A 14,055-nucleotide genomic window follows, 5' to 3' on the forward strand; every position below is an offset into this window, starting at 1 on the left:
GGTGAGAAGATCTCCTTGCTCGATAGCAGTATATTGCGATAAAATAAGAACAAATGTTTGTATGGTGGTGAGCGATCAATGCAATATTTAACAGATAGATTATTAAATGGTTTAAACCCACAGCAGCAGCTTGCCGTGAAAACGACGGATGGTCCCCTTTTGCTGATGGCTGGGGCGGGAAGTGGCAAGACAAGAGTACTAACGCATCGGATTGGCTACTTAATGGTAGAGAAGGGCGTTAATCCTTATAATATTCTTGCCATCACATTTACAAATAAAGCTGCACGGGAAATGCGTGAACGGATCCAAAAGTTGATGGGCGGAGCAGCCGATGATATTTGGATTTCAACCTTTCACTCGATGTGTGTGCGTATCTTACGTCGAGACATTGACCGATTAGGATTCAACCGGAATTTTACGATTCTTGATTCAGGCGATCAGCAATCTGTCATAAAAAATATTTTAAAAGAGAAAAATATTGACCCCAAAAAATATGACCCACGTGCTCTTCTTGGGGCAATCTCATCTGCAAAGAACGAGTTGATTGAACCTGAAGAGTTTTCTAAAAATGCAGGAGACTATTACGCCAATGTTGTCGCCGATGTGTATAAAGAATATCAGAAACGCCTCCGTAAAAATCAGGCACTAGATTTCGATGATCTCATCATGACGACAATTCAATTGTTCCAGCGGGTGCCTGAGGTGCTAGAGTATTACCAGCGCAAATTCCAGTATATTCATGTCGATGAATATCAGGATACAAACCGAGCCCAATACATGCTCGTTAAATTTCTAGCGGCTCGCTTCAAAAATCTATGCGTTGTCGGCGACTCAGATCAGTCCATTTATCGCTGGCGTGGAGCAGATATTGCGAACATTCTCTCATTTGAAAAAGACTATACAAATGCAAGTGTCATTTTGTTAGAGCAAAATTACCGCTCCACAAAAAAAATCTTACTTGCAGCGAACAAGGTTATCGAAAACAACCTAAACCGGAAAGCTAAAAACCTCTGGACTGAAAATGGCGAAGGAAATAAAATCGTTTATTACCGGGCTGACAGTGAACACGGAGAGGCTCAGTTCGTCATTGGGAGAATTCAAGAGCTCGTTCGCTCAGGAAATCGAAAACTTTCAGATATCGCGATATTATATCGGACGAACGCTCAATCCCGTGTAATTGAGGAATCATTTTTAAAATCAAACCTTGAATACACGATTGTCGGAGGCACGAAATTCTATGACCGGAAGGAAATTAAAGATATCCTTGCCTATTTAAGGTTGATATCCAACCCGGATGATGATATTAGCTTGCAGCGTGTCATCAATGTGCCTAAGAGGGCCATTGGTTCAACTTCGGTTGATAAAATTGCCAACTTTGCTCTGATGCATGACATTTCAATGTTCCAAGCGCTTGATAGTGTGGAATTAATTGGCTTAAGCCCCAAAGCAACGAAGGCAACGGCTGGCTTCCGGGATTTGATTCAAAATTATACGAATATGCAGGAGTTCCTGTCTGTAACCGAGTTAGTTGAGGAAATACTAGAAAAGTCTGGTTACAGAGAAATGTTAAAAGCGGAAAAGTCACTTGAGTCGCAAAGTCGACTAGAAAACTTGGACGAGTTTTTAACCGTTACGAATGCCTTTGAAGAGAGCAGCGAGGATAAAAGCCTAATAGGATTTTTAACAGATCTAGCTCTTGTTGCTGATATTGACAAGCTCGATGATGATGGCGAAAAGAACAATGAAGCTGTGACTCTAATGACCCTGCACTCGGCAAAAGGACTTGAATTCCCTGTAGTGTTCTTAATTGGAATGGAAGAAGGGGTGTTCCCGCATAGCCGCTCGCTTATGGAAGAAGCGGAAATGGAAGAAGAACGCCGACTTGCCTACGTTGGAATCACTCGTGCCGAACAAGAGTTATTTATTACAAACGCGCAAATGCGTACCCTTTTTGGTCGAACCAATATGAATCCTGAGTCCCGGTTTATAAAAGAAGTTCCTGAAGACCTAATTGAACCATTCGCACCTGTTGATAGACGAAACACTTCTTCTAGATCGTCTTCACCATTTGGTACTTCCGGAAGATCTTCATTTGGTGGAGGAGCATCGAGAGGGTCTTCATTCGGCAGTGCAACTGGAGGAGCTTCGGTTGGTGGAGTGGAAAGAAGTCGAGAGGCAAACTCGAGACCAACTCGGAGTGCTGTTTCTAGGCCGACGACTTCTACTGGCGGAGACCAAGTTGGTTGGAAGGTAGGCGATAAGGCTTCGCATGGCAAATGGGGAGTCGGCACGGTCGTCAGCGTGAAAGGCTCAGGTGAGGGAACCGAACTTGATATTGCCTTCCCAAGTCCAACCGGCGTGAAACGCTTGCTCGCCAAGTTTGCTCCGATTACAAAGGCTTAAATTTTTTGGATTTTTAGCAATGGCTGTTTCGCCAAGATTATTGTTAAAATCCTAAAGCCGATTTTAACTCAAAAAAAGCTATTTGGTACGTTTAAATTAAGTTTGAAAGCTCTTTTCTCATAAAAGTAAAGCTATTTTCCAGTGAAAACATAGCTACAAAGTTTCACTTAGGCATCAAAAGTAACAAGGTTTGAGAAAAGAGCCTTATCGATAGTGAAAGGGCTGAATTTATGGACTTTCAAACAGCTGAAAAAAGAGTGGCTGAGCTGCATCAACTTCTTAATCAATATGGGTATGACTACTATGTTCTTGATAAACCATCCGTTCCTGATGCGGAATATGACCGGCTTTTACAGGAGTTAGTAGACATTGAAGCACAGTATCCAGACTTGAGAACATCTGACTCTCCTACCCAGCGTGTCGGTGGAGAAATTCTAGATATGTTTAACAAGGTAGAGCACTCATCGCAAATGCTTAGTCTTGGCAATGCTTTTGATGACCAGGATCTCAGAGACTTTGACCGTCGGGTGCGCCAAGCGGTTGGCGAAGATGTCTCCTATGTCTGTGAATTAAAAATTGATGGTCTGGCAGTGTCCCTTCGCTATGAAAACGGATTGTTCATGCTCGGAGCGACTCGTGGCGATGGAACGATAGGCGAGGATATTACGTCTAATTTACGGACGATCCGCTCGATTCCTCTTCGATTAAAAGAATCAGTCACCTTAGAGGTGCGTGGTGAGGCGTTCATGCCGAAGCGTTCGTTCGAGGGATTAAACCAAGTGAAAGCAGAGAAGGGGGAGGAGCCGTTTGCCAACCCGCGCAATGCGGCCGCAGGTTCTTTACGCCAACTAGACCCGAAGATTGCAGCATCTAGAAATCTTGATATCTTTTTATATTCGATTGCAGATCTAGGCGAAATTGGTGTTGCTTCCCATAGTGAAGGTTTAAATTACCTTGAAACACTCGGCTTTAAAACAAACCCGGAACGGCGGAAAGTAGCTAATATCGACGAAGTTATTGATTACGTTGGTGGTTGGGTCGAAAAGCGGCCACATCTTCCTTATGAGATTGATGGAATTGTTATTAAGGTAGATTCGCTCGATCAACAGCGTCAACTCGGGACAACCGCAAAAAGTCCACGATGGGCGATTGCTTATAAATTCCCTGCTGAAGAAGTCGTGACGACTTTGAAAGAGATTGAATTGAGTGTCGGTCGGACTGGAGTCGTTACCCCAACAGCGATTCTTGAACCCGTACAAGTCGCAGGTACAACGGTTCAGCGTGCATCGCTTCACAATGAAGATTTGATCCGTGAGAAGGATATTAAGATTGGCGACCAAGTCGTGGTCAAAAAAGCCGGGGATATTATCCCGGAAGTCGTTAATGTGTTAGCCGATAGGCGTACTGGAAATGAGGTTGAGTTTACGATGCCAACTCATTGTCCTGAATGTGAAAGCGAGCTTGTTCGGATTGAGGGAGAAGTGGCGCTTCGCTGCATCAACCCAAAATGTCCAGCGCAAATCAGAGAAGGGTTAATCCACTTTGTTTCGCGCACGGCTATGAATATTGATGGTTTAGGTGAAAAGGTAATCTCTCAATTGTTTGCAGAGAAGTTGATTGAAGATGTTGCAGATTTGTACAAACTGACCAAAGAGCAACTCCTCGGGCTAGAGCGAATGGGCGAAAAATCCGCCAGCAACTTGCTAACTGCAATTGAGGCTTCCAAGGAAAATTCTCTTGAGAAACTTTTATTTGGGCTCGGCATCCGTCTTGTTGGAGCAAAAGCGGCAAAAACGCTATCCCAACAATTTGGTTCAATGGATCAATTGATGGAGGCCAGTCTCGATGATTTAATCGCTATCAATGAAATCGGCGGTAAAATGGCGGATTCAATCGTTACTTATTTTGAAAGTGACGAGGTTCATGAGTTGATTTCTGAGTTGAAAGCGGCTGGGCTTAACATGGAATATAAAGGTCCAAAGCCGGTTGCGGCTGAGGAATCGGATTCTTTCTTTGCTGGGAAAACGGTTGTGTTAACAGGTAAATTAGAGCAAATGGGCCGCAATGATGCAAAAGAGAAGATTGAGGCGCTTGGTGGAAATGTTGCGGGGAGCGTCAGCAAAAAAACAGATCTTGTCGTTGCCGGGGCAGATGCAGGTTCAAAGCTTGCGAAAGCCGAAAGTTTGGGGATTGAAGTCTGGGATGAAGAGAGATTGCTTGAGGAATTGAAAAAATAATCGGCCCGAGAGAATCGATAATGGCTATAGCTAGCTGTTAACGGCTGGATTGAATTGAGGTGGAAACGGCATGAAGAAGTATTTTATAATAATCGCTGTTTCTGTTGTCCTACTCCTGGCGGCTTGTGCGCCAAATTTCCAAAAAGAAGATCAAATCGTCCAGGAGAAGGACGATGAAACAAATGAAAAAGCGATCATTCCTAAATATAAGATATCTGATGAGTATTACCGGACGTTTATGCCATTTGAGCCTGGTGAAGCACGGGGTTTAGTAGTGAATAACCTGAATACGCGCTACGATATTCACGAATTTGAAACAGGTCTCATGCGAATCGCCCAAAACACCTTTGATACAACTAACTTTGTTTTTAAAGAAGGACAGTATCTTGATAGTAGCACGGTTAGCTCATGGTTAAACCGAAAGTATACTGAAGAGCAATTGAAGTCTCTGGATATGACTGAAGAGGATAATCTTGGTTTGAATCCGATAGACCCTGGTACTGGGGATTTTGATAAGCGAAATGAGGAAAACCCAATTTACCTTTCACATATCCTTGAGCACAATTATCTAGAGGAAGTGTCTGGAAAAAAAGGAACGTATAAGCTCGGTGGAGTGGTGATTGGGCTTGCACTTAATTCTATTCATTACTATCAAAAAGTGGCTTATGGAGCGACTTACGAGACCAGTATCCCCCATGATAAATTGGAAGCCGAGGGGAAGAAAATTGCTCAAGAAGTTGTCAAGCGCTTAAGAACCATGGAAGAGTTAAAAAACATCCCTATTACGATTGCTCTCTTTGAACAAAAAAGCAGGTCATCTGTCGTTCCGGGTAATTTCTTTGCCTTTGCAGAAGTGGATAAGTCTAGCACCAATATTGGAAGCTGGCAAAATGTGAAGGAAAAGTATGTCCTGTTTCCATCAGACACTGCCCAAAAGAATCATCGAGAGGATATGACGTGGTTCCAGAATTTTAAGCAGGATGTAGAAGAGTATTTTCCGAACTTTAACGGGGTTGTTGGAAAAGGCTTCTATCTCGATGATCAGCTTCAACAACTGAGCATAAGCATTCCAATCCAATTTTATGGAAAGTCAGAGGCAATTGGTTTTACTCAGTATGTCACGGGACTTGTGATGGAGCATTTCCCTGACTATGTTGCTGTGGAAGTGAATGTTTCCTCCGTATATGGCCAAGAAGCCCTTATTGTCCGTAATCCTAATCAGAATGAACCATTTGTACATGTTTATCAATATTAGAGTCAAGAGCCCTGGAATGAGGGCTCTTTTTTTTGTTTTTTGCGTAATAAAGCTGGTTAATGGGAAAATTTCATGTTATTTCTGTTCATCTCAACTCCAGACTTATAACCGGTGCCAATCGTCCATTCATCGGTGTGAGAAGACAGCGATTTTTCCGCTGATGATAGTAAGTAATAATTGTCGACATCTATCAGAAAGTTAGTAAAATATTGAATGCTTGAGCGATTTGAAATATAATAGGATTTATATAATTTTTTTCACCTTAATAAACCCACTAATCACCATGTAGAGGTATCCCCTTCAGGAGGCATGTATGCTTTCCCATTCGCATTATGTGACGGCAAAAATCACAGTTGTTTTATCAAATTAGTATATTTTAACTCTCTTATTCTATATTGCGGAAAACTATTTCCTTCTAGTAAAAATGACATGATGAAAGGACGGCCATTTTATGAAAAAGATTAATAAAGTTTTAGTTGCCAACAGGGGCGAAATCGCAATTCGAGTATTTCGTGCTTGTACAGAGTTACATATTCGCACGGTAGCCATTTATTCTAAAGAGGATTTAGGAGCTTATCATCGTTATAAGGCGGATGAGGCATACCTTGTTGGAGAAGGTAAAAAACCAATTGATGCGTATCTCGATATTGAAGACATTATCCGTATTGCCAAACAATCACAGGTGGATGCGATCCATCCTGGCTATGGTTTCCTCTCAGAAAATATTGAATTTGCAAGAAGATGTGAAGAAGAGGGGATTATTTTTATTGGTCCTAAATCAAAACATCTAGATATGTTCGGGGATAAAGTGAAGGCAAGAACACAAGCGATACAGGCGAATATCCCGGTTATTCCTGGTACGGATGGTCCCGTTTCCAGCTTGGATGAAGTTGCCGCGTTCGGGAAAGAACATGGGTATCCAATTATTATCAAAGCTTCCCTTGGTGGTGGCGGACGTGGGATGCGTATCGTTAACAGCAATGAAGAAGTGAAAGAGGCCTATGCAAGAGCCAAGTCAGAAGCAAAAGCGGCATTCGGAAACGATGAAGTTTATGTAGAGAAACTTGTGGAGAAGCCAAAACATATTGAAGTTCAGATTTTAGGTGATCATGATGGCGGAATTGTCCATCTATATGAGCGCGATTGTTCGGTTCAGCGACGCCACCAAAAGGTGGTAGAGGTAGCACCAAGCGTTTCTGTACCTGAAGATTTACGTCTAGCTATCTGTGATGCGGCAGTAAAACTAATGAAAAATGTTGATTACTTAAATGCGGGAACTGTGGAATTCCTTGTATCAGGTGATGAGTTTTACTTCATTGAAGTCAATCCACGTGTTCAGGTAGAACATACCATTACAGAAATGGTTACAGGGATTGATATCGTTCAGTCACAAATTTTAATTGCTCAAGGGTATTCGCTACATAGTGACCAAGTGGGCATCCCAAAACAGAAGGATATTTCAACACATGGTTATGCGATTCAGTCACGGGTTACGACCGAGGATCCGTTGAATGACTTTATGCCTGATACCGGTAAGATTGCGGTCTATCGTTCAGGAGGCGGATTCGGAGTCCGATTAGATGCAGGAAATGGCTACCAAGGTGCGGTCATTACTCCTTATTATGACTCCCTACTTGTTAAGGTTTCTACACATGCGATGACCTTTGAACAAGCGGCATCGAAAATGCTTAGGAACCTGAAAGAATTCCGTATCCGTGGAATTAAAACAAATATTCCGTTCCTAGAAAACGTAATGGTTCATGAGAAGTTTATTTCTGGTAATTATGATACGTCCTTTATCGATAAAACCCCGGAATTATTTATCTTCCCTGTGCGGAAAGACCGTGGGACGAAAATGCTTAATTATATTGGAAACGTCACGATTAATGGTTTCCCTGGGATTGAGAAAAAGAAAAAGCCTTTAATCGATCAACCATATATTCCAAGGGTAGACTCATTCGAACCGGCTCCTTCTGGGACGAAACAAATTTTAGATGAAAAAGGAGCAAGAGGACTTGCCGAATGGGTGAAATCGCGTCAAGAAGTCCTTCTGACAGATACAACGTTCCGAGATGCTCATCAATCATTACTCGCTACCCGTGTGCGGACGAATGACTTAACACAAATTGCTGAACCAACGTCAAAGTTATTACCGGATTTATTTTCACTTGAGATGTGGGGTGGAGCAACCTTTGATGTATCCTACCGCTTCTTAAAAGAAGATCCATGGAAACGCTTGATTACATTAAGACAACAAGTTCCAAATGTCTTATTCCAAATGCTCCTGCGCGCATCCAACGCTGTAGGATATAAAAACTATCCAGATAATGTAATTCGTGAGTTTGTGAAGCAGTCTGCGGACGCTGGAATCGATGTCTTCCGAATCTTCGACAGCTTAAACTGGGTGAAAGGGATGGAAACGGCGATTGACGCAGTTAGACAAACGGGGAAAATTGCTGAAGCTTCCATCTGCTACACAGGAGATATTGATGATCCAACACGTCCAAAATACAGCATTCAATATTATAAAGACATGGCAAAAGAGCTCGAGGCTCAAGGTGCCCATATCCTAGGCATTAAAGACATGGCTGGCTTGTTGAAGCCCCAGTCTGCATACCGACTTATTTCTGAGTTGAAAGATACTGTTGATCTCCCGATTCACCTTCATACGCATGATACGAGTGGAAATGGTATTTATACCTATTCTAAAGCGATTGAAGCTGGGGTAGATATCGTTGATGTAGCAGCAAGCTCGATGGCCGGCTTAACATCTCAACCGAGTGCAAACTCGCTTTACTATGCTCTAAAAGGAACCGAACGTGAACCTTCTATAAATATCGATTCTCTTGAAAAAGTAACAAAATACTGGGAAGGGATTCGAAAGTATTATTCAGACTTTGAAAGTGGAATGATGGCTCCTCATCCAGAGGTTTATCAACATGAAATGCCTGGTGGTCAATATAGTAATCTTCAGCAGCAGGCGAAGGCCGTCGGTCTAGGTGAGCGTTGGGAAGAAGTAAAAGAAATGTATAAGCGTGTGAATTTAATGTTTGGCGATATTGTCAAAGTAACGCCTTCTTCAAAAGTGGTAGGGGATATGGCTTTATTTATGGTCCAAAATGACTTAACAGAGCAAGAAGTATTAGAAAAGGGAGACAAAATTGATTTCCCAGATTCAGTGATTGAGATGTTTGAAGGGTATTTAGGTCAACCAGCTGGTGGTTTTCCACAAGAATTACAAAAGGTGATTTTAAAAGGAAAGCAGCCACTCACCGTACGTCCTGGGGAATTACTAGAGGATGTTGACTTTAAAGCACTCGGCGATCAATTATATCAAGAACTAGGTCGTCAAGTTACTGACCATGATGTTATTGCCTATGCTCTCTATCCGAAAGTGTACCTCGATTATACGAAGACAATCGAACAATTCGGCGATGTATCTAAGCTTGATACACTAACATTCTTATATGGAATGAGACTAGGTGAAGAGATTGAGGTTGAAATCGAAACGGGTAAGACGTTAATTGTTAAACTTGTTTCAATTGGGCAAGCACAAGCAGACGGAACGCGGGTGGTTTATTTCGAATTGAACGGACAGCAGCGTGAGGTGATTATCAAGGATGAAAGCGTGAAATCATCCGTTGCTTCTAAAATCAAAGCAGACCCTAAAAATGAACAGCATATTGCTGGAACAATGCCAGGTACGGTTATTAAAGTATTGGTGGAAAAAGGCGAAAAGGTCGCTCAAGGTGAACATCTAATGATTACCGAAGCGATGAAGATGGAAACAACGGTTCAAGCTCCATTTTCTGGAGTCGTGAAAGACATCTTTGTTCAAAACGGGGACTCGATCTCTCCGGGAGATTTATTGATTGAAGTTGAAAAACAAACACAGGATCCCAAGGCAAAATCTGCTCCTTCTGGAGATAAGGTAACGATATAGAAGAAAAAGCATGCGAGGAAAAATCCTTGCATGCTTTTTTGTGTTTCCTAGATAACTAGGGAATAAGTAGGGTATGTGTACTAATTGTTTCCCTAATGCAAACAATTGTCGAAGAAATATTCAAAAAATTTGCTTAAAACGGTTGCAAATTAAATTGACTGTTATATAATACAAATAGTTAAAGATTTACCTGTAGTATAACAACAAGAACATGCTGATTACATTAGTTAACTTAGTATGCCTCTATAGTAGTACTGCTGGTAACCAAAATTTATAGATTCATATTTTGTTGGGAGGAATGAAAAGATGACTAAATCAAGAGCTGAACAATTACAGGAAAATTGGGAAATGGACTCTCGTTGGAAAGGGATTGAAAGACCTTATTCCGCTGAAGAGGTAATCAAATTACGAGGTTCCATTGACATTGAATATACACTTGCTCGCCGCGGTGCAGAAAAGCTTTGGAAGCTTGTGAACGAAGAAGACTTCGTGAACGCACTTGGTGCATTGACTGGAAACCAGGCTGTACAACAGGTGAAGGCAGGTCTGAAAGCAATATACTTAAGTGGATGGCAAGTTGCGGCTGATGCCAATCTTTCAGGCAATATGTATCCTGACCAGAGTTTATACCCAGCGAACAGTGTGCCATCTGTTGTAAAGCGAATCAATCAAGCTCTACAACGTGCAGACCAAATCACTCATTCTGAGGGTGACGATTCGATTGATTGGTTTGCTCCAATTGTTGCCGATGCTGAGGCTGGATTCGGCGGTCAATTAAATGTATTTGAATTGATGAAAGGTATGATTGAGGCAGGAGCAGCAGGCGTTCACTTTGAAGATCAGCTTTCTTCTGAAAAGAAATGTGGACACCTTGGTGGAAAAGTATTGCTTCCAACTCAGACAGCGGTTCGTAACTTAATCTCTGCTCGTCTTGCTGCAGACGTTATGGGAACACCAACACTTGTCGTTGCACGTACGGATGCAAACGCAGCGGATTTGATTACAAGTGATGTTGATCCAATTGATGCACCGTTTATCACAGGGGAGCGTACTCCTGAAGGATTCTTCCGCACAAGAGCTGGTCTTGACCAGGCAATCGCTCGTGGCTTAGCTTATGCTCCATATGCTGACTTAATCTGGTGTGAGACTTCTGAGCCTAGCCTTGAAGAAGCAAAGCGTTTTGCGGAAGCAATTCATGAACAATTCCCAGGAAAGCTTCTTGCTTATAACTGCTCTCCTTCCTTCAACTGGAAGAAGAAGCTTGACGATGAGACAATCGAAAAGTTCCAAAGAGAGCTTGGCAAAATGGGCTACAAGTTCCAATTCGTTACCCTTGCTGGTTTCCATGCTTTAAACCACAGCATGTTCGAATTAGCTCGTGGCTACAAGGATCATGGAATGGCTGCTTACTCGAAGCTTCAGCAAGCTGAGTTTGGTAGCGAGCAATACGGCTATACTGCAACAAGACACCAACGTGAAGTTGGAACAGGTTACTTCGACCAAGTGGCAATGACGATTACTGGAGGAACTTCTTCAACCACAGCCCTTAAAGGCTCAACTGAAGAAGAACAATTCTCCACTTCAAAGTAAAAGTCTTATCTGCTTTACCATCAATAGTTGTTAATTTTTCACCTATATATCTCCTTTTTTTAACCTTCTCAATCTTGAGAAGGTTTTTTTTTACATGAATAGGATAAAATTTGAGTGTGGGGACGGTTCTTTTGCTTCCTTCCAGGAAGCAAAAGAACCGTCCCCAATGCACAGATTTATATAACCATCATAAATAATAGGGAGATATTTGCGGGGGTGACGAAATGAGTAGGCAAAACGTAGATGAATATCTACAACAGGGTATCCACGGGGCGAAGGAAACGAAGCCAGATGAAAGACGGCGTTTCCTAGGAACAATTCGGGAGAGGATTGTAGTGGTACTCACAAAGGCCGAGGTAAGAAGAAAACAAATTGAGGCAGAATTCAAGCAGCTACTACAGGAAAATAAAGAGGCACATATATACTTAAATGGAAATATGAACTATGCTAGCTACTCTAAATACATTAGTCTTGCAGAAGAAATGGGCGTTGCTTATAAAATAGTAACAAATAAAGAATATGATACGAAATATGGGCTAGTCCTCGCTTATGATTACGCAATCGACAAAGAGGACATTAATTTATCTAAAAAGCCACAACCAATTGTTATTGAAAAACAAAAAACAGCTGAAAAAGGGTTTGTTACTTTTGTAAAGACGCTGTTTGGAAAGAAGTGAATTTCTACCCTGGTCTATTAAGTGGCCAGGGATCATTTTTGTAGAGCATTATGTAAGATCTTTTCCCGCGAAAACAGCATTATGATAAAATGGCGTAAATACAGCTGATTATATTGCTTTAGTGTGGAAAAGTTTGCTATTATCAATATAATTGCTTATTGTGCGAATTTTCAAGGAGGTGCCTTTTATGTCAAGGATTTCAGCAGAACAGGTTAAACATGTTGCTCATCTTGCCCGACTAGCAGTTACGGAGGAAGAAGCAAATCGATTGACACAACAGCTAGATAAAATTATTACCTATGCAGAGCAGTTAAATGAATTAGACACAGAGAATGTAGAGCCAACATCTCATGTTCTCGAGATTAAGAATGTCATGCGCGAAGATACAGCGAAACCTGGTCTCCCGAATGAAGAAGTGTTGAAAAATGCACCAGACCACCAAGATGGTCAAATTAAAGTTCCACCAATTATGGAGTAAGGAGGAGAAGCCATGAGTTTATTTGATCATAAGGTTTCAGACCTGCATGAACTATTACATAAAAAAGAAATCACGGTCTCTGATCTTGTTGATACATCCTTTAACCGGATTGATGAAGTTGATGGTAAGGTCCAGGCGTTTTTAACATTAAACGAAGAACAGGCTCGTGCGAAGGCAAAAATATTGGATGAGAAAATTGGACAAGCCAATTTGGAAAGTTTGTTATTTGGTATGCCAATTGGAATTAAAGACAATATCGTCACGAAAAACTTACGGACGACTTGCGCAAGTAAAATTCTTGAAAACTTTGATCCTATTTACGATGCAACGGTTATGGGGAAACTGCACCAGGCAGACACGGTTACTATCGGCAAATTAAATATGGATGAGTTTGCGATGGGGTCATCCACAGAAAACTCAGGTTTCAAAGATACCCGGAATCCATGGAATCTTGATACCGTTCCTGGTGGATCGTCCGGGGGTTCAGCAGCTTCGGTCGCTGCAGGTGAAGTGTTGTTCTCCTTAGGGTCTGATACAGGGGGCTCAATTCGACAGCCAGCATCGTTTTGTGGAGTTGTTGGAATGAAGCCAACTTACGGTCTTGTTTCACGCTTCGGGTTGGTTGCATTTGCATCATCCCTTGATCAAATTGGCCCGGTTACAAGAACAGTTGAAGATAATGCTTATCTATTAAAAGCCATTGCCGGCCATGATGAAATGGATTCAACTTCGGCAAATGTTACTGTTCCAGACTATGTGAGTGCTTTGACAGGCGATATAAAAGGAATGAGAATTGCGGTTCCAAAAGAGTATATTGGTGAGGGTGTAGATGAAGCCGTTAAACAGTCTGTTTTCGATTCATTAAAGGTACTCGAGAAACTAGGGGCTACTTGGGAAGAAGTCTCATTGCCTCATTCAAAATATGCTTTGGCAACCTATTATCTTTTGTCCTCATCGGAAGCTTCAGCAAATCTCTCCCGTTTTGATGGAGTACGCTACGGCTACCGAGCCTCAGATGCTCAGAACTTATTAGATATGTATAAGAAGACCCGTGCAGAAGGCTTCGGAGAAGAAGTGAAGCGACGAATCATGCTTGGCACATTCGCGTTAAGCTCGGGTTACTATGATGCTTATTATAAGAAGGCACAAAAGGTCCGTACTTTAATCAAGAAAGATTTTGAGGATATCTTTGAAAATTATGATGTCATCATCGGACCAACTACTCCAACACCTGCGTTTAAAATTGGAGAAAACCTTGCTGATCCAATGACCATGTATGTGAACGACATTTTAACCATTCCAGTTAATCTTGCAGGTGTCCCAGGGATCTCAGTGCCTTGTGGATTTACTAATGGTCTTCCGCTAGGACTACAAATCATTGGTAAGCATTTTGACGAAAGTTCAGTCTATAAAGTTGCCCATGCTTTTGAACAAGCAACCGACTTTCATAAACAAAAACCACAATTGTAAGG

The 14,055-nt window shown here is 41.8% G+C and carries 8 protein-coding genes; all 8 read left to right on the forward strand.

All coding sequences use genetic code 11. From position 1 onward, the window contains the following. Positions 1–78: 78 nt before the first annotated feature. Positions 79–2,403, forward strand: coding sequence for a DNA helicase PcrA (gene pcrA, locus BMX30_RS10945; protein WP_090745045.1), 2,325 nt, complete (start codon positions 79–81; stop codon positions 2,401–2,403). 230 nt (positions 2,404–2,633) lie between these two features. Then, a complete protein-coding gene (gene ligA, locus BMX30_RS10950; RefSeq protein WP_090745048.1) occupies positions 2,634–4,640 on the forward strand; it encodes an NAD-dependent DNA ligase LigA in 2,007 nt (668 codons plus the stop codon). 70 nt (positions 4,641–4,710) lie between these two features. Then, on the forward strand, positions 4,711–5,895 hold the full coding sequence (locus BMX30_RS10955) for a CamS family sex pheromone protein (protein WP_090745051.1): 1,185 nt from the start codon (positions 4,711–4,713) through the stop codon (positions 5,893–5,895). A 451-nt stretch (positions 5,896–6,346) separates the two neighbouring features. After that, positions 6,347–9,838: a pyruvate carboxylase gene (pyc, locus tag BMX30_RS10960; RefSeq protein ID WP_090745054.1), complete on the forward strand. Its 3,492-nt coding sequence runs from the start codon at positions 6,347–6,349 to the stop codon at positions 9,836–9,838. 306 nt (positions 9,839–10,144) lie between these two features. Further along, on the forward strand, positions 10,145–11,428 hold the full coding sequence (aceA, locus tag BMX30_RS10965) for an isocitrate lyase (protein WP_090745058.1): 1,284 nt from the start codon (positions 10,145–10,147) through the stop codon (positions 11,426–11,428). Positions 11,429–11,652: 224 nt separating this feature from the next. Next, on the forward strand, positions 11,653–12,105 hold the full coding sequence (locus BMX30_RS10970; protein WP_090745061.1) for a YueI family protein: 453 nt from the start codon (positions 11,653–11,655) through the stop codon (positions 12,103–12,105). Between the two features lie 187 nt (positions 12,106–12,292). Then, the gene (gatC, locus tag BMX30_RS10975; protein ID WP_090745064.1) at positions 12,293–12,583 is read left to right on the forward strand and encodes an Asp-tRNA(Asn)/Glu-tRNA(Gln) amidotransferase subunit GatC; all 291 of its coding nucleotides are present in this window, start codon (positions 12,293–12,295) and stop codon (positions 12,581–12,583) included. A 12-nt stretch (positions 12,584–12,595) separates the two neighbouring features. Next, a complete protein-coding gene (gene gatA / locus BMX30_RS10980; protein WP_090745067.1) occupies positions 12,596–14,053 on the forward strand; it encodes an Asp-tRNA(Asn)/Glu-tRNA(Gln) amidotransferase subunit GatA in 1,458 nt (485 codons plus the stop codon). Positions 14,054–14,055 lie beyond the last annotated feature (2 nt).

This window comes from Mesobacillus persicus, assembly GCF_900109925.1.
GTDB classification, from domain to species: domain Bacteria; phylum Bacillota; class Bacilli; order Bacillales; family Cytobacillaceae; genus Mesobacillus_B; species Mesobacillus_B persicus.

What these genes read in the sequence shown, in the direction of transcription:
- BMX30_RS10970 (WP_090745061.1), top strand. Translation starts at nt 11,653, where the DNA reads ATGAGTAGGCAAAACGTAGATGAATATCTACAACAGGGTATCCACGGG.
- pyc (WP_090745054.1), top strand. Translation starts at nt 6,347, where the DNA reads ATGAAAAAGATTAATAAAGTTTTAGTTGCCAACAGGGGCGAAATCGCA.
- ligA (WP_090745048.1), top strand. Translation starts at nt 2,634, where the DNA reads ATGGACTTTCAAACAGCTGAAAAAAGAGTGGCTGAGCTGCATCAACTT.
- BMX30_RS10955 (WP_090745051.1), top strand. Translation starts at nt 4,711, where the DNA reads ATGAAGAAGTATTTTATAATAATCGCTGTTTCTGTTGTCCTACTCCTG.
- aceA (WP_090745058.1), top strand. Translation starts at nt 10,145, where the DNA reads ATGACTAAATCAAGAGCTGAACAATTACAGGAAAATTGGGAAATGGAC.
- gatA (WP_090745067.1), top strand. Translation starts at nt 12,596, where the DNA reads ATGAGTTTATTTGATCATAAGGTTTCAGACCTGCATGAACTATTACAT.
- pcrA (WP_090745045.1), top strand. Translation starts at nt 79, where the DNA reads ATGCAATATTTAACAGATAGATTATTAAATGGTTTAAACCCACAGCAG.
- gatC (WP_090745064.1), top strand. Translation starts at nt 12,293, where the DNA reads ATGTCAAGGATTTCAGCAGAACAGGTTAAACATGTTGCTCATCTTGCC.